This window comes from Hyphococcus sp., from assembly GCF_041986965.1.
In the GTDB taxonomy this organism is placed as follows: Bacteria; Pseudomonadota; Alphaproteobacteria; order Caulobacterales; family Parvularculaceae; genus Hyphococcus.
On sequence record NZ_JBHIXB010000004.1, the window covers coordinates 59393 to 78801 of the forward strand.

The window sequence follows — 19409 nt, forward strand, 5'->3', positions numbered from 1 at the left end:
CTCCGGATTAATGCTTGCTGTCAGCGCGCGATCAGGGGCATATTCGCGCCGGAGAGAGGGACCGTCCATGCGCAGATCAACAATGCAAAGCTTTGCCGCCGCAGCCGCATTCGGGTTGGCGGCTGGCCTCGCTCAGGCGCACGCCGCACCTTCCCTGCCCCTTGGCGGAGGGTCCGCCCTTTTCGCCGAGAGCGGATCGGATATTTCCCGCGAGCGGGCCAGCTCAGCGCTTGAAAGCATGATGGAACGTTTCATCCGCATTGAGGCGACCGAGACGACAGCCACGGCCGCTGTCGAGACCAGCAAAAACGAATGTCCGGAAGAAAAGAAAACCAAGCTCGCTGAGTCTGAGAAAGACGAAAAGAGCGACAAGGACGCGCCTCAAGGTCCTGAGCCGATTTATTTCGCGTTCTAGTCCCGGGTTTCCCGACCACCTGAAATTTCGGCTTTCGTAGATGGCGCCTCTCGCTTGCGGGGCTTTGCGTGCGCCAACAGCATCAGGTCGTGCTTATAGCGCCCGCGCGTGAGCCTCATGATCACTATGATCATGCCTGACAGGGCAAAGACAAATCCCGCGGCCGCAGCGGTCATCACCAGCGGGTTGTTGAAGTTCTCCCGCTCCTCGTAATCCATAATGTGCAGCATCCAGAAAAAGTCGTAGAGCCGCCAGACATCGTTGCGGCGCGCGCGCACTTCCCCGCTGTCGGGCGAGATATAAAGCCGCGTATTTCGCTTGTCGTCGAAATCGACGCGCCAGACCGGCGTCTCGCGCCGATATTCCTGCGGCGGAAAGTTGATCAGGCGCGCGCTGATGATCTCGCCGTCGCCGATAAAATCCTGCTTGGCGATGCGCCGCGCATCCGCCTCTTTCAAGGGCGTCAGCCTTTCGCCTGTCGAAGCGTCAAACATCGCCATGGCGCCGTCTGCATTGGAAGCAAGATAGACAACCCGGCCGAGAAAGCGTTTGAGCTCCACTGAGGTCGCGCCCGGCGCCTGCGCGATGACGCCGCCGGGCGAGGCGTAAGCTTGCGCCTCGAGTTCAATGGGCGGCGTGACAAAGGACGCATTCTCCCCGCGAACAAGCTCGATTGGAAACCAGCTCATGACGACGCCTGACGCCATCCACAAAAGCACCTGGACGCCGAGGATCAGTCCCGCCCAGAGATGGATGCGCTGAATCCAGGTTTTGACTTTCATTCGCCGCCGCCGGTTGCAATATCCGAGGCGGAAAGCGGTGTGGTCAGGAGTATGGCGAAAGCACTCCAGCGGTCGCCGCCATTTTTCGCCGCCTCGCGCTCCACGAAACCTTCGACGAGATCGCGGCCGACATTGTAATTCAGAACATAGCCGCGATAGGTCTCGATAAACCGGATCGACTGCTCCGCCCGTTCCCGGGATTCGAGCCGGTATTTCATGGACAGTTCAATCGCTGTCTCACGGTCTATCTTTCCGTCAAGATAGTCGCGCGCGATCATGTTGCGCGCATGGGAAAGCTTGCGGCGCAAATCGTTGAGCTTTTCCAGCGTTTCGGCCATGGAAGGATCAAGCCCCGCGAGCGGAAACAGAACATCGCGTTCAAAGGCGATCTTTTCATTTCCCGGAAAAGCAAGCTCAATGCCGTAATTGGCGGAGCCTTCGGCCGTCACCGACATCGGCGAAAACAGGGGGTAGACGGAATATTCGATCCAGCCGGCGCCTTCGAGAAGGTCGCGCTCCAGAAAAACATTCCAGGTATGATGACCCGGATAGCCTTCATGACAGCCAAGATCCACGGCGCGGTCGATGATAATCGGGAAATCCGTATTGACCTGAATCAGACTTTCGTAATCGCCTTGATACCAGTTGTAGCCGCTCCACGGTTTGTCAGTGACAAACTCCATGCGGAAACTCTCCGCCTCCGGCAGGTCATAATGGGCAAGGGTGCGTTTGCGGCATTCCGCGATGGCGGCGTCAAAAACCGCCTGCAATTTTTCCTGCGGTATGGCGAGGGAATTCCGGAACGCCTCAACGCGTTCTGACAGCGGCCCATCTCCCGGCAACAACGCATCAATCTTGCTCAGCGCTGCATCAAATTCAGCAATGTCATAGTGCGGCGCGACGGCGTCATAGAGGCGCCGGGTTTCTTCGTCGAAGGCGAAGCTTCTGCCTTGCGCCATCTGAATGCGCGTCAGTGCGGCGCGGAGCTGTTTTTCCAGCATCTCGCCGCGAACGCTCCAGCCTTCGCGGTTGGCGCGGCGGATCGAAATGAGAAGCCCCTGTGCGTCCGCCTCAAGCTGATCAAGGGGGCGCTGCTCTGTCTCGGCCAGCTCCGCCCAATCCGCGGGGCCATGATAGGCGTCAACGAAAGCCGGATCATGCTGGCCGACCGCCAGCGCAAGCTTCACGAATTCGACGGCGAGCGTATCCAGGCTCGCCGCCTCTTCCTGCGTTGCAGCAATGGTTTTGTCAGCGCTGCGATCGGCGTTTTCAAGCACCACATTGACGAGGCGCTCGACTTCGTCAGGGTCCGCCTTCCGCGGTTCGCAGGCGGCAATCGCAACGCCTGCGGCGAGAAGAGCGGCGAACCTGATCATGCGGAGGCCTAAGCGGCGGCGCCCGAAAAGGTCGACGTGCCGAATGCGCCGAGTTGCACATTACCGGAAATATTGTCGCCTTCGGTTTTGCCGGTAAAGGACAGCGTAATCGGCATGGGATTCGTCACCTTGGCGTCCCAGCTTAGCGTGTCGCCCTCAACCTTGCCGTTTTCGATCGGCGATGTGCCGGCCGCGCCGGACATTTCACCGGTCAGCGCGCCGCCTTCTTCTTTCAGGGTCAGGGTCGCGGTCTGATCGCCCATGGGGGTCTTGATCGTGATGTTCCACTTGCCGTCAACAGCCATAAATTCCTCCTTTAGGTCCGCGAAATCAGGCGCGGATATGGGTTAAACTCTTGGCGGACCTTAGCGATTGGGGATCACGGCGCAAGAGGCAGGCGCAGCCCCCCGGAACAAATACCAGACAAATAATATCGGCGAAACGAAGCCCTCGCGCGATCGGCGGTTTGACTCTCCTCTTAGGGGAGACGGTACCTTCAGCGCCATGAAAGGCCTGTTGCAGATTGGTGAGCTGGCGCGGCTTGGCGGCGTATCCGTCAAGGCGCTCCGGTTCTATGACGACCAGGGGCTGTTGCGCCCGGAACATGTCGATCCCCACACGGGCTATCGATATTATACGCTTGAACAGGCCGCGCAGCTCGCGATCATCACCAATCTGCGCTTCGCCGATTTTTCCATAACAGAGATTGCCGCCATTCTCGCCGCCGGCGACGTCGGCCCCGAGACAATCAGGACGGCGGTTGAGAAAAAACAGCGGGATTTAAAACGCGCACAGGGCGAGATCGCAGCCAAGATCAAGATCGCCGAGATTCTGGCCCGGTCGGCCGCCGAAACCGAGGCGCCTCCCTCCCTGAAGCTGGCGCCCGTCGCTGATCAGCGTGTTTATGCGCTGAGAAAACAGATCACGCATCCCGGCGACGCAATCAAGGAAATGTTCGAAACCGCCGAAGCGTGCGTCGCCGACATTGGCGCACGCGCGACGGCGGCGCCGTTTCTGATCTTTCATACGCCCCCCGGCGCCCAACAAGAGCTCGATGTCGAAGTCTGCATTCCGGTGACAGAGGAAACGCAAAGCGATTTGCCCGTCACCATCATTCAAGGCGCCGCCATCGCCTGTTCGGTCGTCTATGGCGGCGGCTATTTCAAGACCGACCGGATCTTTGCCCAGATGTCTGACTGGATGGCGGGGGCAAACCTCGAAGCCGCGGGACCTTTACACGAAATCTATCATCGTTTTGGCGCCGATCAGGAAGACTACCGGCTGCCTTCGAAAATGACGGCGCGGAGCGCCCGCGACTATCTCACCGAATTGCTAATTCCCATCCGTCTCGACTTAACCTCCAGGGAGAATGAATAAATGCGCATTGGGATCCATCTGGCTGGAATCGGCGCCTGTCTCTACGCAATAACGTCGACAACAATAGCAGCGCAGAATAGCGTCAACGAAAACACGGCCATGGTTGCCGGACTGCCCCGCGCCGCCGATCGCCCGCTGGAAAAAATTGAGGGTGTGACGTCCCACTATGGCGTTGTGGAAACATCCGACGGCGCGCGCTTGCGCACCATCATCGCCCTTCCCGAAGGCGCCGATGAACCATTGCACCCTCTCCTCTTCACGCAATGGGTCTCCTGCGGTTCAATCGAATATCGCGAAGGCAGCGGATCGCGCGAGAGCCTGGCGAAACTGGCGCGTGAGAGCGGTCTTGCGCTTCTTCGCGTTGAACGCTCCTCAGATGGCGACAGCGTTGGACCTGCTTGCGACAAGCTCGATTACGATACTGAAGTCACCCACTACATAGAGGCGTTCGAGGCGCTGCTTAAGGATGAGCGCATCAATGCTGGCAAGATTTACATACTGGGCAGCAGCCTGGGGTCAACAACCGCGCCGCTGGTGGCTCATGCCTTGCAGAAGAAAGGCTACGACATCGCCGGGATCGCCATTCAGGGCGGCGGCGGCGAAACTTATTACGAACGCATGTTGAGTTTTGACCGCATCTATCTCGAACGCCGTCCCGATGAGGTGGCGCCCGAAGACATTCACGACGAGATTATCGCCCGCGCGAAGTTTCACTACGAGTATCTGGTCAACGACCGTCATCCGGACGAGGTCGCAAAAGACAGCGCCGCCATGGCCGCGGTGCGCGCGGATATTCTCGGCATGGGCGAGAAAGACCATTACGGCCGGCCCTTCGCCTGGCATCAACAGGCGGCGAAACAGAATTTTCTCGCGGCCTGGGCGGCGGTCGATGCCCCGGTGCTGGTCATTTACAACGCCTTCGACCAGTTCGAAGCGGAATACGGTCACAAACTCATCGCCGACACCGTCAACCGGCTCCGCCCCGGCGCGGCCACCTTCATCATTCAGGACAATGTCGGCCACAGCGACATGCGCTATGACGACATCATCGCCGCCTACACAATGGAAGGCGGCGAACCAGTGTGGGAGCAGAGCACCAATGTCGTTCTGAACTGGCTTGAAAAGATCAGATAATTCCTCAGCGGACGAGCTTCACCCGCTCGCCGGCCCGCACCGCTTCGTTAGGTTCAATAGCGTTCATAATGCGGAAGCGCTCTTCCTTATATTGATCGAACGCCATGTAGCGCGCGAGTGACGCTGCTGTGTCATTGCGCTGAACCGTCACCACATCGACGCGCTGCGCCGGGGGCGGGTTCGCCGCCTGCAGGGAAATCGTCCGCAACGAGCGCACGCTTGCGGTAAAGGTAGACTGTGACGATGATCCCGCCGGGGCGACCCACAGGAAAATGTAATTGGTGTTTCCCTGCCATTTCACCACATAGGCGGCGATATCAACAGCGCCGCTTTGCGTATTGGCGCGGGCCGTTCCAACGGCGCCCGGACGGCCGCTGACCGTCATCGCCTGCGCCTGACCGAGATTGACGCCAAGGCTTTCGGACAGGGGACCATTGATGATCGCCTGCGGGCTCTCGGCTGAGTTGGCGCCAGTAAACTGCATCTGCGCGCCCGTTTGCGACGAGCGGGCGATAACCGCCGTTGAAGAGTTCTGAAGCTCAAATCCGGACGGCACGGTGAAGGCGATTCCGATCCCCGGATGAATGAAATCACGCCCGCGGATAAAACCCTGTTTCACCGGATCATCGCCATAAAGAAGCCCGTCAATATTGGCGAGATAGGTATCACGATTGCGCCCCTCGCCCGAACCGGCACCGAGTACTTGCGCCTCCGCCGCCGCACGGCGAACGCGCTCCGGCGTATTCGGGTGCGTGTTCAGAAATTCCGGCGGGCGTTCGACGCCGGCAATCCGGCTCTCAAGGCTCGACCATTTGCCAAGCGTGTCGAGAAACTCCGACTGGCCGATGGGATCATATCCGGCCTGGTCCATGATCCGCACACCGACCAAATCGGCTTCATATTCCTGACTGCGCGAGAATTTCATAAGGTAAAGCTGCGCCGCCTGACCGGCGAGCTGCGCCATATCCTGTTCGCCGGTGAGGATCGCCACCGCCGCCGCGCCGATCCCGGCGAGATTGCCGCGGCTCACCCGCTCCGCCGTATGGCGCTCATGGATATGACCGATCTCGTGGCCGATGACGCCGGCGACTTCCGCCTCGCTGTTCGCCAGCGCCAGAAGCCCGCGGGTCACATAAACATGGCCGGGCAGCGCCATGGCGTTCACGACGGGACTGTCGAGCACTGTCAGCTCAATATTCTGCAGCTCGGGGCTTGGCGCCGTCGACGATGAAACAAGTTTATTGTGAATGCGCTGCACATAGGCGGTCAGCTGTGGATCGTTCAGCTCTCCGCCAAAGGCCGCGACGATTTTCGGATGCTCCTGATCGCCAAGCGCCAGTCCCTGTTGATCCGAGAGCCCGAGCGGCCCGCCTGTCGCCGCGCAGGCGACCAGCGCCGCCGCCGCCGCGCCGACGATAATCTTGCGAAATGTCGACTTAAAGATCCCCATAGCACCCTCCCGATTTCGTGCGGCGCGCCATGAACGGACAGGCGCGCACCCTGTTGGAAACAAGTCTAGCACAGGAAGGTTGCAGAAAAAGGCGCAGCTTATGTCCTGGGTTTGCGGCGGCGCCAGCTTTCCATCGCCTGGGAGATGGCGAAAGTCTCGCGATATTTGGGCGAATCCGACGGGCGCGGCGGCCGGTCGCGGGTCAGCTCCATGATCTCGGCAAGCTTGTTGTGCGCCGCGCCGGACTGGCCCGCGCCGATATAGGCGTGAAGCTCGATCAACGCGTCTGAGAGCGGATCATCCGCGCGGATGACAAAATAGGGCTCGTCCCCGGCGAGATCATCATAACAATCGAATTGCGACGGGTTGGCTTTCGATCCGATATTCGGCGCGGTCATGGGCGAGCATCCTTGAAACAGCGTCCGCTTGTTGCGTGATTCGCTCCCCTTTGTCCGCGCCGTTATGCCCAGCGGGGAAACAGGCTTGCCGCCTGCCCGATCACACTACCCCGAATTGAGCGGGAGCCGTCCGCCGGGCCTGTTTTCAGTAATCCTGCGGAGGCCGCGGCAGTTCGACATCATGTCGATGATTCCAGACTTCAACAATCTTGCCGTCGTCGTTGAACCGAAAAACGTTGATGATCGCAACGCCATCGACTGGCGTAACGCCCATAGCCAGCGCCTGTTCATTGGGTTCAAGATAAATCCACCAACGGGTGGCGACCTTGTCGCCTTCAGCAATCTGATAGTCGATCTTGCCTGTCATCTTGCCGAACCCGTGAAACAGGTCAGCGATGTTCTTCTGCTCCACCGCCGGCTCTTCGACGCCTTTTCGCGGGCCCACGTCATGCACGATATAGGTGTCCGCGACATATTCCGAATAGCGGTCAGTGTTATCCGTGAACCATAAATCCTGGTAGAAATTGCGCGCAGTTTCCTTATTGCGCTCCAATACATCCGTATCAGCTTCCGATGAACATGCCGCAAGCGCGAACAGCCCGGCGCATATTACGAAAAATCTCATTTCTATTTCTCCCCCGATTGTTGCGATCGCCGCCGATCACCAGGAGCGCATCAAACGAAGTGTCGTTTTGGGTGTCAAGCTGACCTCCCTGCTCCGGAAAACAGACGTCTGAAAAGGAACACCGCCAAAATCAGAATAATGAGAGAGCCAAGAGCTGCAGGAATAAGCGCGCTTTTGATCGCCCTTTCGGTTGAAAGGATATCCGGCACGCCAGTTTGCCACAAAACCCATTCCCCGCCGATGTCGGACGCCAGTGACGGATGTCCGTTCACCAGCATGATATAGGCGTCATGATTGTCGGGATTGATGCGCACCGAGACGTTGATCGCCGGCTCATTGGCGCCGTCATGGCCATAGACGAAATCGCCGGAATTTGTCGGTGCGAACAACATGGTTCCCAGCCCCCAAATCGGGCTTCCGAAGACATAGGCCTCAGGCTGACGCATGGAGGTGATCGTCGCAGGCTGTAAAACGAAATCTGCATTTTCACTCGTCAACGCCTTTACGAGCTGAAGCAAGTCGCCTGCCGAGCTTGAAAAGCCAGTGGCGCCGGCCGCAGCGTATTGATATTGCGGCGCGGCCTCGCCCGCGGCGTCAAACGACTGCGACGCACCCTCAACATCGCCGATAAACTCAAAGGAAGATCGCGTCATTGCCAGCGGCGCAAGCACAGCGTCGCGAATGAATCTTTCATAATCCTCACCGGAAACTTCCTCGATCAGCAATTGCAGGATCAGATAACCGCCGCCGGAATAGGCGAACTCTTCGCCGGGCGCCGCGCCCACTTCTATCCTGACGTCGCGGCCGGATGATGCGCGCGGCTTCGCCAGCGTTTCCTCCAGCGACGGCAGTGTTTCATCGGCGGCGTAGTCATCAAATCCGAGCCCGTCCGTCAAACCCGCCATGTGGCTCAACAACCGGCGAACCGTGACCTTGCTTTCGTCATACTGGCTGTCAGGCAAGCGCCACCGCGTCAGGTATGAGGATACAGGATCGTCGAGGACGATCTTGCCTTCCTCGACGAGCTTCATCACGCCAAAGGCTGTAATCCACTTGCTGAACGATGATGTCGGAAACACCGTCTGCGCGCTAATATCGCGTTCATCCCGCACATAATATTCACCGGCGACGTCGCCGTCTCGGATGAGGATGAAGGCTGCATTTCCGGCGTTGTTGTCATCGATCCGTTGCGTCGCTTCAGCGAAAAAGGCTGCATGATCGCCCTTGTCAGCGATCGGCTTCATCCACCAGCCATACAAGCCCAGGAAGACAGAAAGCGCGCACCAGGCTGCGATCACTGCAAGCGTGCCGAGCGCAAATGCGCCGATTTTTAGAATTTTCATTTTGCCCCGTCAGCGTTTTTTAAAACCGCGCCAAGACTATCAATGCGTTTTAGCGCGGCGTTTGTTTGTTTAAGGACAAGATAGGTCGCCGGCGGCGCCAGACAAGACAAACCTCGCAGATAGAGGGTGTTTTTCCGAGTTCCTCACGCAATATGTGAACTTCCGTGAGGCGCCCGCGCGCTTCAGCGGCGAGCCGGCGTCCTCAGGCTTCATTCCTCAATAGACAGCGCCAAGCGGCGATGGCCGAGGCGAGATAGGCGAAGGTTGCTATCGTAATGGCGGCGACAATCGGCGCGTGAGGCTGTTCAACAAAATTGATCGGTATGGCGACGGGATATTTAATCTCAAGCACGAGACGCAGCGCCCAGAGCACGCTCATGATGCTGGCGAACCATGCGGTCAGCTTTGTGACCGCGCCAGCCCCGTGCAGGAATGATAACGCCCCGATGGCGAGCAGAAACCCGCAAATGCTGTAGGTGGCAAGGTAATAGAAGTGATCGAGTGCTGCGGCGCTCCATCCGTCGGTCACGTTAGCGGGATACCCATAGGCGGGCATGAAGATATGGCCGAGGCCGATCATGAAGATGACGCCGCCGCCGATCCACAGGCCATAACGCACGATCAGTTCGGAACGCACTGTCTCTCTCCAGGTTCTGTGATGAGCAAGATCAGAAAATTTCGCGCATAAACACGACATGCGTCTGATAGCTCAGACGCATGTCGTGTTTATGAAATGGATTTCCCGGTCCGGACGTTTTGGCCGATGAGATTAGTTGTCGAGGAACGACCGCAGCTTGCGCGACCGGCTCGGGTGCTTCAGCTTGCGGAGCGCCTTCGCCTCGATCTGACGGATGCGTTCGCGCGTCACCGAGAACTGCTGGCCGACCTCTTCAAGCGTGTGGTCGGTGTTCATGCCGATGCCGAAGCGCATACGCAACACGCGCTCCTCGCGCGGCGTGAGCGAGGCGAGCACCCGCGTCGTCGTTTCGCGCAGGTTTGATTGGATCGCCGCATCGATCGGCAGGATCGTGTTCTTGTCCTCAATGAAATCGCCGAGATGGGAGTCTTCCTCATCGCCAATGGGCGTTTCGAGGGAGATCGGCTCCTTGGCGATTTTCATCACCTTGCGGACTTTCTCCAAAGGCATCGAAAGTTTCTCAGCCAGCTCTTCGGGCGTCGGCTCGCGGCCGATTTCGTGGAGCATCTGACGCGAGGTGCGCACAATCTTGTTGATCGTCTCGATCATGTGCACCGGAATACGAATGGTGCGCGCCTGGTCGGCGATTGATCGGGTGATCGCCTGACGGATCCACCAGGTCGCATAGGTCGAGAACTTGTAGCCGCGGCGATATTCGAATTTGTCCACCGCTTTCATGAGGCCGATATTGCCTTCCTGAATAAGGTCGAGGAATTGCAGACCGCGATTGGTGTATTTCTTGGCGATGGAGATGACGAGGCGCAGGTTCGCTTCGACCATTTCTTTCTTGGCGATGCGCGCTTCGCGCTCGCCCTTTTGCACCATGGAGACGATGCGGCGGAAGTCCTGAACCGTGAGACCGGTTTCGGTCGCCAGTTCACCGATTTCGTCGCGGATATTGACGACCTGAGTCTCGGCTTTCTTGACGAAGTTCTGCCAGCCCTTGCCGGTCTTTGCGGAGATGCGGTCAAACCATTCGGGATCGAGTTCCGCGCCGATATAGTCGGCGAGAAATTCCTGGCGATTGACGCCATAGGAATCCGCGAGGCGCACGAGCTTGCCTTCAAGCGCCATCAAGCGGCGGTTGATGTCGTAAAGCTGTTCCACGAGCGCTTCGATCCGCTGATTGTTGAGGCGGACGGAACGCACGCGCTCAACAATGTCTTTTTGCAACTTTTTAAAACGACGCGATTGCGACGAGGAAAGGTCCTCGCCTTTGAGCTGCTCTTCAATCATGATGTCCTGAAGGCGGCGCAGCTTTTTATAGTCGTTGGAAATATCGTCGAAAGTCATCATGACGCCGTCGCGCAATTCGGCTTCCATGGCCGACAGCGACAACGCGCCCTCATCGAAATCGTCTTCGTCGTCTTCGGCGTTCTCGGCCTTTTCCGCCTCTTCGCGGTTCACGCGTTCGGCGACTTCCGGCTGGGTCATGTCGGGACGCGATTCCGGCCCGCCGCCGTAAGTGGCGTCGAGGTCGATAATGTCGCGCAGAAGGACACGGCCTTCCTGAAGTTCGTCGCGCCAGACCGTGATGGCCTCGAAGGTGAGCGAAGATTCGCAAAGCGCCTTGATCATGGTCTCGCGGCCGGCCTCGATACGCTTGGCGATCGCAATCTCGCCCTCGCGGGAGAGAAGCTCGACCGTACCCATTTCCCTCAGATACATGCGCACCGGATCATCCGTCCGGTCGGCGGAGGCGCCGGTGTTGGTGGTGACAACCTGGCCGCCTTTTTTCTCGTCCTTGACGGCGACCGCTTTGGACTTCGACGGCGCAGCTTCGCTCTCGTCGTCATTAGCGGCGTCGGCGCCATCATCATCGTCGTCTTCTTCATGCTCAACGACATTGATGCCCATCTCGGAAAGCTGGGCCATGATGTCTTCGATCTGTTCTGAAGAGACCTCTTCAGACGGCAGCACCTTGTTCAGTTCGTCATAGGTGACGTAACCGCGGGACTTCGCCGTCTTGATCAGTTTCTTGACGTCCGCATCCGTCAGATCGAGGATCGGGCCGTCCGCCGGTTCCGCCGCTTCCGTCTCTTTCGTCGCCGCCGCTTTTTTCGCCATGCCGTAAAATCCTTACCGACCGAATTTTTTCTCTACGGTCTGTTTCATTCTTTCGAGCGCATCCGTGAACCGTTTGGGGGAATCGCCCTCATCCCCTTCTTCTTCCGGCTTGCTCGAATTGATTAACTCCTCGCGCGCGGCCGCCGCCGCTTTCCACGCATCATCGCCATCAGTGAATATCTGAGACGCCGAGCGGGCCACCTCCTGCTTGTGGGTCGATTCAAACAGATGATGGGCCAGGGCGTTTCGAAACCCCTGCTCTACCTCGTCAATCTCAGTCTCGGGGCGGAGGAATCTGTGTTTTCCGAGCTGGGGATCATGTGTCACCCGCTCCAATGTGCCTGCCGCGCCAGTCTTGGTGAGATGGCTTTTCAACCCCGCGCTGTCAAGAGCCGGGTCTGTGGAAATTGCCGAAAGTACCTCGCCGAGAAGGGCTTTCAGCCCCGGATCGGCCAGATCGAGCTCAAAATAAGCCGCCTCATGGCGTTCCAGCAGGGCCGGATGGTTGATGGCGGCGAGGATTAGGCTCGCCTCCCGCACCCATTGAGAGGGGCTTTTCAGGCCCGGGGTCGGCCGGGCGGGCGCGGCAAACCGGAAGCCCTGATTGCGGCCTGCGCCCCGGGGACGTCCGCCCCATTGACCGGTCTGGCGAAACGGATTGGCGCCGCCTTGCCCATAGCCGCCCTGTCCATAGCCGCCCTGGCCGGCAGCGCCCTGCCCATAGCCGCCTGACTTCGGGGCGGGCTGGAACTGGGCGTTGAGCCGCTGGGATAATTCTTCGCCATAGGCGCCGCGCACATCCTTGTCAGCGATTTCCTTGACGAGATCGCGCAGGTGAGAGCGCAAGGCCGCCCGCCGCTCCGGCGTGTCGAGTTCGCGGGCGGCGATTTCCCGCGACCACAAAACATCGACAAGCGGCCGCGCTTTTTCGAGCACATCATTCATCGCCCCGACGCCTTCGGCCCGCAACAGATCGTCCGGGTCCTGACCTTCGGGCAGGAAGGCGAAATTCAACGACTTGCCGGGCTTGAGCATCGGCAGCGCGCGATCGATGGAACGGTGCGCCGCGTTGACGCCGGCGCTGTCGCCATCGAAACACAAAACCGGTTCGTCAGACGACCGCCAGAGCAACGCCAACTGGTCTTCAGTCAGCGCCGTGCCCAGCGGCGCAACGGCGCGTTTGATCCCCGCCCCCCAAAGCGCAATCACGTCCATATAGCCTTCGCAAACGATCAAAGGCTTTTTATCGTCCGCCGCCGCGGCGCGGGCGTTCGTAAAATTGTAGAGCACCGACCCTTTATGAAAGAGCGGCGTTTCCGGCGAGTTGAGGTATTTCGCCCTGGCGTTTGGATCGAGCGCCCTCCCTCCGAAAGCGATGACGCGGTCGCGTGTGCCGAGGATCGGGAACATGATGCGATTGCGGAAGCGGTCATAAGTTGCGCCGCCGTCTTCCGGCTTGATGAGAAGGCCGGCTTCAACAAGCACGTCGTCAGTGAAGCCCTTGTTCAAGAGATAATCTTTGAGCGCATGACGGCCCGCGGGCGCAAAGCCGATGCCGAACGCCTCGATCTGCGCATCCGTAATCTCGCGCCCGCGCAAATATTCCATAGCGGTCCGGCCGTCGGCGCGATGGAGCATCGCCTGATAGAACTTCGCCGCCGCGGCCGACGCCTCGGCGAGCCCTTTCGCCTTTTCCGCGCGCGCCGCCTCCGCCGGACTTTCGGTCGGCAGCGCGAGCCCCGCATCGGCGGCGAGCCGCTCCACCGCTTCCGGAAAGGTCAGTCCCTGGGTCTCGATCAGGAAGGTGATGATGTCGCCATGGTTCTGGGTCGAAAAGCAGTGATAGCTCCCGCGCCGGTCGTCCACCGTGAAGGACGGGGTCTTTTCCGGCTTGAAGGGCGACAGGCCCCACCAGGCGTTGCCCCGCTTTTTGAGCTTCACATGCTTTCCGATGACGTCGGACGGGCGCAATCGCGCCTTTAACTCATCGAGGAATTCCGGGGTGAAACGGGCCATGGGCTCTTATTATATAGGGCGGCCTCGAGATATAGGGGGCCCGGCGAGCCTCGCCTAGCATTTGTCTTAACGGCTTTTCCCCACTCGCCCCCTTGCCAAAGCCGCAAAAACCGCGCAACGAGCCCGGCAAATACCGCCCGTATACCGCAATGCAATATCCCATCAGAGCCCCGCTCTCCGGCGTGAAGCCACACGGGATCCAAAGGACGCTGTAAATTCATGACCCCGGCTCTGAGAAATATCGCCATCATCGCCCATGTCGACCATGGCAAAACCACGCTCGTCGATGAAATGCTGCGCCAGTCCGGCGCCGTGCGCGACAACGCCGAAATGGCCGAGCGCGCCATGGATTCCAACGACATCGAGCGCGAGCGCGGGATCACCATTCTCGCCAAATGCACCAGCGTCGTCTGGGAGAAGGGTTCCGAGCCGATCCGGCTCAACATCGTCGACACGCCGGGCCACGCCGATTTCGGCGGTGAGGTGGAGCGCATTCTCTCCATGGTCGATGGCTGCCTCCTCCTGATCGACGCCGCCGAGGGCCCCATGCCCCAGACCAAATTCGTGCTCTCAAAGGCGCTGGCGCTAGGCCTGAAACCTGTTGTCGTCCTCAACAAAGTGGACAGGCCAAGCGCCGACCCGGACGCAGCGCTCGACGCCGCCTTCGATCTCTTCGCCGCTCTCGGCGCCAATGACGAACAGCTAGACTTTCCGGTTCTTTACGCCGCCGGCCGCGACGGCTGGGCCGATAAAACGCTTGAGGGCCCGCGCAATAATCTCGACGCGCTGTTTGAAACCGTCGTCGACCACGTCCCGGCGCCTGAAATCGCCGAAGGACCGGATGCGCCATTCCGCATGCTGGCGACGACGCTTGAAGCCGATCCCTATCTTGGCCGCATCCTGACAGGCCGCGTGGTTTCCGGCACGGCCAAACCCGGCGTCACCATGAAGGCGCTGTCGCGGGACGGCAAAACCGTCGAACAGGCGCGGGTGACAAAAGTGCTCGCTTTCCGCGGCCTGAAACGCCAGCCGGTCGAGGACGCCTATCCCGGCGACATCATCGCCATCGCCGGCTTTTCGAAAGCTTCCGTTTCCGACACGCTTTGCGATCTGACCGCGACCGAGCCCCTTCCCGCTCAGCCGATCGATCCGCCGACGCTTTCCATCACCATCGCCCCGAATGATTCACCGCTTGCCGGCCGCGAAGGCGACAAGGTCCAGTCCCGCGTCATTCGCGAGCGGCTGATGCGGCAGGCCGAAGGCGACGTCGCCATCTCCGTCACCGAGACCGAAGCCAAGGACGCCTTTGAAGTCGCCGGACGCGGCGAGTTACAGCTTGGCGTCCTGATTGAAAACATGCGCCGCGAAGGGTTCGAGCTTGCGGTCTCGCGCCCGCGGGTCGTCACGCGCATGGATGACAACGGCCAGGTGCTTGAGCCTATTGAGGAAGTCGTGATTGACGTGGATGACGATTATTCCGGCGTCGTCATTGAAAAGCTGTCCCAGAAAAAAGCCGAACTCTCCGAAATGAAACCGGCGGGCGCCGGCAAGACGCGAATTGTCCTGCACGCTCCGTCGCGCGCGCTCATTGGCTATCACGGCGAGTTCCTCACCGACACGCGCGGTACCGGCGTCATGAACCGATCCTATCTTGAGCACCAGCCCCACAAAGGCGCGATTGAAGGCCGCCGCAATGGCGTTCTCATTTCCAATGGCGACGGCACGGCCGTGCCTTATGCGCTCTGGAATCTCGAAGAACGCGGCGTCATGTTCATCTCGCCGGGTGAAGCCGTTTATGAAGGCATGATCGTCGGCGAGAACGCCAAACCGGACGATCTCGACGTCAATCCCCTGAAAGCAAAACAGCTCACCAATATCCGCGCCGCCGGCAAGGACGAGGCTGTGAAACTTACGCCGCCGCGCCGCATGTCGCTGGAGCAGGCGATTTCCTATATCGGCGACGATGAGCTGGTCGAAGTGACGCCGAAATCGATCCGCTTACGGAAGATTGCGCTGAAGCCGCATTTAAGGAAAAAGCGGGCGAAAGAGACGGCTTAATTCTCTTCCCGCTCAGAGATGTCAGCTAACTCGGCTTCAGCCCCTTCAATGGCTCGCCAAGCGTTCCCGACACCATCGACGCCAGCAGTTTCGGCATGAACCAGAAATCGGACAGCGGCTCGGCGAGCTTGTCGCGCAAGGCCGGCAGCAATTTCGAGTCCGATTGATATACCGGCGTAAAGAGGCGGCTGATCGTCTGATACAGCCACACATGGCGCCCGCGCATTTTGGCAAATGCAGCGAGCGCCGCCTCAACAGTCTCGTGCCGCTCCAGCGCCAGTGAGAGCGCCCACGCGTCAAGGAGCGCCATATTGGCGCCCTGCCCCAATTGCGGGCTCGCTGCGTGCCAGGCGTCGCCGATATGCACGATGCGGCCGTTCACCGGCGCCGGCGCCGTGTGATGGGCATATTGCGCGAGGATAAAGTCTTCATGCGACGATATCTGATCAAGCACTGGCGCTGCTTCCGGCCAGAGCGTCAACACGCGGTCTTTCCAACGTGGTAGCGGCGTCATCAACCAGGATTCATAGTTTTGAGGACGCAAGGTCCAGAAAAACGCCGCCATGGGCCCGTCACTATCGGGCAAGGCGCCGATCGGCATCACGCCGGCGGAGATGCTTGCGCCCTGATAACGCTGCGCCAGGGCGCGCTCTGAAAATCCGCCTACGGATGGAAACGGAACATTCGCCCAGAGTGCGCCGTAGTCGAGATAACAATTTTCGCGTTCAACAAAGGGCGTGCGCAGGCCGAGCGCATCGACGACAAGTGCGGCCGACGGCGAAACTTCGCCGTCCGCAAACCGCAAGCGCACGGAGTCGCCAACGCTCTCTGCGCCAACAACTTCCTGACCATAAGAAAAAATAACGCCAGCCTCGCGCGCAGCGTCATGGAGACAGTCAAACAATGCGGACCGGTGAACCGACAGGCCGAAGATATCCGGCCCGAGTGCGTCATAACGCACATCCAGCACCTTGCGGCCGCATTCCAGCCGGCCGTCAAGGCGCTCAAGCCTTGCGCCGCATTTTGCAAGATCATCCAGACTTCCAAGCGCCGCCAGCGCGGCTTGCCCGGTAGGCTGAATAATAAGCCCGGATCCAACGGGCGTCGGTTTTGGCGCCTTGTCGTAAACTAAAACGTTATGGCCTACGCGCGCAAAAAACGCGGCAGCGGCCAATCCCGCGATGCCCGCCCCCCCAATGGCGATTCTCATCGGCGCTCAGCTTTCTCTCCCCGAAGCACAGCAAGACACCCCAATCCGCAATTTTTGTCGATAGTGAAACTCGTTTCACAATGCGTAATTTTTACGACATGTGCAGCGTTATGTGATCGCATAACGTATCAGGCATGTATAATGTTCCGCATACTTAGCGTTTAATTCCAAACCAGGGCCGTAGCGGCGGAATACGGCGAAGAATTTCATAACCGGCGATACATCCGCCAATTGTAATCGTCGCGACAAAGATGAATTCAGTCCAGACGCCGAGCTCAAGCCGGGTGAGATAATATCCGGCAATCACTGTAATCGTTTGGTGCAGGATATAATAACAGAACACCGCGCCGGTGAGATAGGTGAGCGCTTTTGACGGCCGGTTTAAAAAGCGCTGGGCAAGACCGAAAAGAAAAACAATAGAACTCCATGCATAGAGCGTCAGCGCCGCGGTCATGACCGGCGCCGAGGCGCCCTCAAACAAACTTGCATAGAACTCATGATGATAGGCGCGGGCGTAAATCCGGGCGGCGGCGAGCCCGATGGCGAGGACCGCCGCCAGCGGCAGCGCCCGATCCACCGCTCGCCAGAAACCGTCATGCTTGGCCGCAAAATAACCGAGCATGAAAATCGTGAAGCGGTGCGCATGGTTCGCCCAGTCATCAACAAGAGCGTGCGTGGTCGGGAAGCGGGATGACAGGACCAGCACATAGATGACAAACGGAATGACAAGAAACACAAGCAGTCGAACCGGGCCGCCGGCGACAGCGTTGAGGGCCTGAGCGCCCGGCCCGTTGGCGAGCCGGCGAAGAAACGGCAGAAACGGCACCATCAGGAGGATATAGACGAGCAGATAGACCACATACCAAAGATGATTCCATGTGGGCGTAATCATGGGATAAAGCTGCTCAAGCTTCAGGTAATTACCCCAGAAGGCGAGATAGCCGGGATCGATCGCGCCGGGCTGGCGCAGCTGGAAATAACTTTGCGGCGCAACGATGACGATCATGCCCATAAGGATCGGCAGACCGAGCCGGTAAAGCCGCGAGGCGGCAAAACGGGCTGCCGGCGTCTTGTCCGAGGCGAATCGCACCGCGACCCCGGAAATGAAGAAAAGCAGCGCCAGCCGCCACGGGTTCACAATGAGCATCAGCGGCTCGGCGGCGGGCCCGGCATAAACGCTTTTCACATGCCAGTCCCAAGGCACGTAGAACATGCCTACATGGTAAAAAATCAGGAGGCCGAAGGCGATGATGCGCAGCCAGTCAAGATCATAGCGGCGGGTATGACTGGTTTCAAAAACGCCTGATGTTTCTGCGATCGCCATGACAGGCCTCCTTCCGACTAGGTCGGCGACCTGTTTGCGAGGACCAGACGGCGGACGCCACACACAAGCCACGTCCGGCGGCGCGGTGTGACAAATGGCCGGAAAAACAAGCGCCAAGGGACAAGCGGCGGCGGAAATGGGACGAATCTCGACGCCGGGCTGCCAGGCGCATTGCCGTTCCCGCTCGGCGCGCCATAAAAAGAGCGCCATGACGAAGCCAGCGAACACCCAACTGACTGACGCGCGGCGAGGCGATGCGAGGGCGGACCGCACGACCTTTCTGTGGACGGCGGCGTTCATCTTCGCGGGGATGACCGTGACGATCCTGTCCGCCGCGACCGAGCTTCAACGCGCAAACAGCGCTTTCCCCGTCGGCAAGGTCGTCCTTTACGAAATCACCGGCTTCCTGTCATTTCTGGCGATGTTTCCGCTGATCGCCTGGCTGGTGACCCGCTCAACGCCCGGCCAGCATTCCTGGCGGCAGGTAATCCCCGTTCACCTTGCCGCAAGCCTTGGCGTCGTCATTCTTCATGTCAGCCTGTTCGTCCTGTTGCGAAAAGCGCTGGTTCCGGTCTTTTTCGGCGAGCCTTATTTTTTCACCGACAATCTGGCCCGCGATTTTATCTATGAATACCGCAAGAGCGTCCTGGCCTATGGCATTGTGCTTTTTGCCATCACCTTCGGCCGGGAGCTGGAACAAAAACGCCGTGAACTCGCCGCCGCCCGGGAGGATGCAAAGAAGTCTCATCGCCTCACCCTGAAATGCGGCGGGCGTTCCATCTTTGTCGACGCGTCCGATGTGATCTGGGCGAAGTCTGCTTCGAATTACGTTGAGGTGAAAACGCCGGGCGCTGAACACCTCGCCCGCGCGACGCTCGCCTCGATCGAACGTCAGTTGGGTGACGCGGGCGCGAACGCCGTGCGCGTCCATCGCTCCTGGATTGTGAATGCCGATTACATATCCCGCATCGAACCCACGGGCGAAGGCGACCTGAAAATTGAGATGAAAGACGGCGCCACCGTCCCCGGCAGCCGCCGTTATCGCGGCAACCTTAACCTAAGTTAAGGACAGCCCCCGCAAGCCTCCGCAGATTGCAAGGCGCTGGGCGCGCTTTAGCCGGAAACGGCTAGATTTAT

17 protein-coding genes are annotated in these 19409 nt (G+C 59.4%); 5 read left to right on the forward strand and 12 right to left on the reverse strand.

The window, feature by feature from the left end; translation table 11 throughout:
* Positions 1-67 precede the first annotated feature (67 nt).
* Positions 68-415, forward strand: coding sequence for a hypothetical protein (locus tag ACFC5L_RS16760; protein ID WP_375203843.1), 348 nt, complete (start codon positions 68-70; stop codon positions 413-415).
* On the opposite strand, the gene ACFC5L_RS16765 is transcribed toward ACFC5L_RS16760, so the two are convergent.
* From ACFC5L_RS16765 to ACFC5L_RS16775, 3 genes are read right to left on the reverse strand one after another with little or no spacing between them, the layout of a single operon-like run.
* Complete coding sequence (locus ACFC5L_RS16765) at positions 412-1197, reverse strand: PepSY domain-containing protein (RefSeq protein ID WP_375203844.1); 786 nt, start codon at positions 1195-1197, stop codon at positions 412-414. The genes ACFC5L_RS16760 and ACFC5L_RS16765 overlap by 4 nt on opposite strands.
* Positions 1194-2573, reverse strand: a complete 1380-nt coding sequence (locus tag ACFC5L_RS16770; RefSeq protein WP_375203845.1) for a hypothetical protein — start codon at positions 2571-2573, stop codon at positions 1194-1196. Before ACFC5L_RS16770 ends, ACFC5L_RS16765 begins: the two co-directional genes overlap by 4 nt.
* A gap of 8 nt (positions 2574-2581) precedes the next feature.
* Complete coding sequence (locus tag ACFC5L_RS16775) at positions 2582-2878, reverse strand: hypothetical protein (protein ID WP_375203846.1); 297 nt, start codon at positions 2876-2878, stop codon at positions 2582-2584.
* A gap of 199 nt (positions 2879-3077) precedes the next feature.
* Between ACFC5L_RS16775 and ACFC5L_RS16780 the strand changes: the two genes are divergently transcribed.
* Both ACFC5L_RS16780 and ACFC5L_RS16785 read left to right on the forward strand, forming a co-directional pair.
* Positions 3078-3950, forward strand: coding sequence for a MerR family transcriptional regulator (locus ACFC5L_RS16780; RefSeq protein WP_375203847.1), 873 nt, complete (start codon positions 3078-3080; stop codon positions 3948-3950).
* Entirely contained in the window at positions 3951-5084 is a 1134-nt protein-coding gene (locus ACFC5L_RS16785; RefSeq protein ID WP_375203848.1) for an alpha/beta fold hydrolase, read from the forward strand.
* Positions 5085-5088: 4 nt separating this feature from the next.
* Here ACFC5L_RS16785 and ACFC5L_RS16790 read toward each other — a convergent pair whose 3' ends face one another.
* The 7 genes from ACFC5L_RS16790 to dnaG form a co-directional block, all read right to left on the reverse strand.
* Positions 5089-6534, reverse strand: coding sequence for a M48 family metalloprotease (locus ACFC5L_RS16790; RefSeq protein WP_375203849.1), 1446 nt, complete (start codon positions 6532-6534; stop codon positions 5089-5091).
* Between the two features lie 98 nt (positions 6535-6632).
* Positions 6633-6932: an aspartate decarboxylase gene (locus ACFC5L_RS16795; protein WP_375203850.1), complete on the reverse strand. Its 300-nt coding sequence runs from the start codon at positions 6930-6932 to the stop codon at positions 6633-6635.
* A gap of 145 nt (positions 6933-7077) precedes the next feature.
* Positions 7078-7557, reverse strand: a complete 480-nt coding sequence (locus tag ACFC5L_RS16800) for a nuclear transport factor 2 family protein (protein ID WP_375203851.1) — start codon at positions 7555-7557, stop codon at positions 7078-7080.
* A 74-nt stretch (positions 7558-7631) separates the two neighbouring features.
* Complete coding sequence (locus ACFC5L_RS16805) at positions 7632-8900, reverse strand: serine hydrolase domain-containing protein (protein WP_375203852.1); 1269 nt, start codon at positions 8898-8900, stop codon at positions 7632-7634.
* Positions 8901-9102: 202 nt separating this feature from the next.
* On the reverse strand, positions 9103-9537 hold the full coding sequence (locus ACFC5L_RS16810; RefSeq protein WP_375203853.1) for a hypothetical protein: 435 nt from the start codon (positions 9535-9537) through the stop codon (positions 9103-9105).
* 132 nt (positions 9538-9669) lie between these two features.
* The gene (gene rpoD, locus ACFC5L_RS16815; RefSeq protein WP_375203854.1) at positions 9670-11664 is read right to left on the reverse strand and encodes an RNA polymerase sigma factor RpoD; all 1995 of its coding nucleotides are present in this window, start codon (positions 11662-11664) and stop codon (positions 9670-9672) included.
* A gap of 12 nt (positions 11665-11676) precedes the next feature.
* Positions 11677-13680, reverse strand: a complete 2004-nt coding sequence (dnaG, locus tag ACFC5L_RS16820) for a DNA primase (RefSeq protein ID WP_375203855.1) — start codon at positions 13678-13680, stop codon at positions 11677-11679.
* A 219-nt stretch (positions 13681-13899) separates the two neighbouring features.
* Here dnaG and typA point away from each other — a divergent pair, with 219 nt between their 5' ends.
* A complete protein-coding gene (gene typA / locus ACFC5L_RS16825) occupies positions 13900-15738 on the forward strand; it encodes a translational GTPase TypA (protein ID WP_375203856.1) in 1839 nt (612 codons plus the stop codon).
* Between the two features lie 25 nt (positions 15739-15763).
* Here the strand turns inward: typA and ACFC5L_RS16830 are convergent, their stop codons facing one another.
* Positions 15764-16948 (reverse strand): FAD-dependent oxidoreductase, encoded by a 1185-nt coding sequence (locus ACFC5L_RS16830; protein ID WP_375203857.1) that lies wholly within the window; start codon positions 16946-16948, stop codon positions 15764-15766.
* Between the two features lie 154 nt (positions 16949-17102).
* Entirely contained in the window at positions 17103-18272 is a 1170-nt protein-coding gene (locus ACFC5L_RS16835; protein ID WP_375203858.1) for an acyltransferase family protein, read from the reverse strand.
* Between the two features lie 208 nt (positions 18273-18480).
* On the opposite strand from ACFC5L_RS16835, the gene ACFC5L_RS16840 reads away from it, so the two are divergent.
* On the forward strand, positions 18481-19338 hold the full coding sequence (locus ACFC5L_RS16840; RefSeq protein ID WP_375203859.1) for a LytR/AlgR family response regulator transcription factor: 858 nt from the start codon (positions 18481-18483) through the stop codon (positions 19336-19338).
* Positions 19339-19409: the final 71 nt, after the last annotated feature.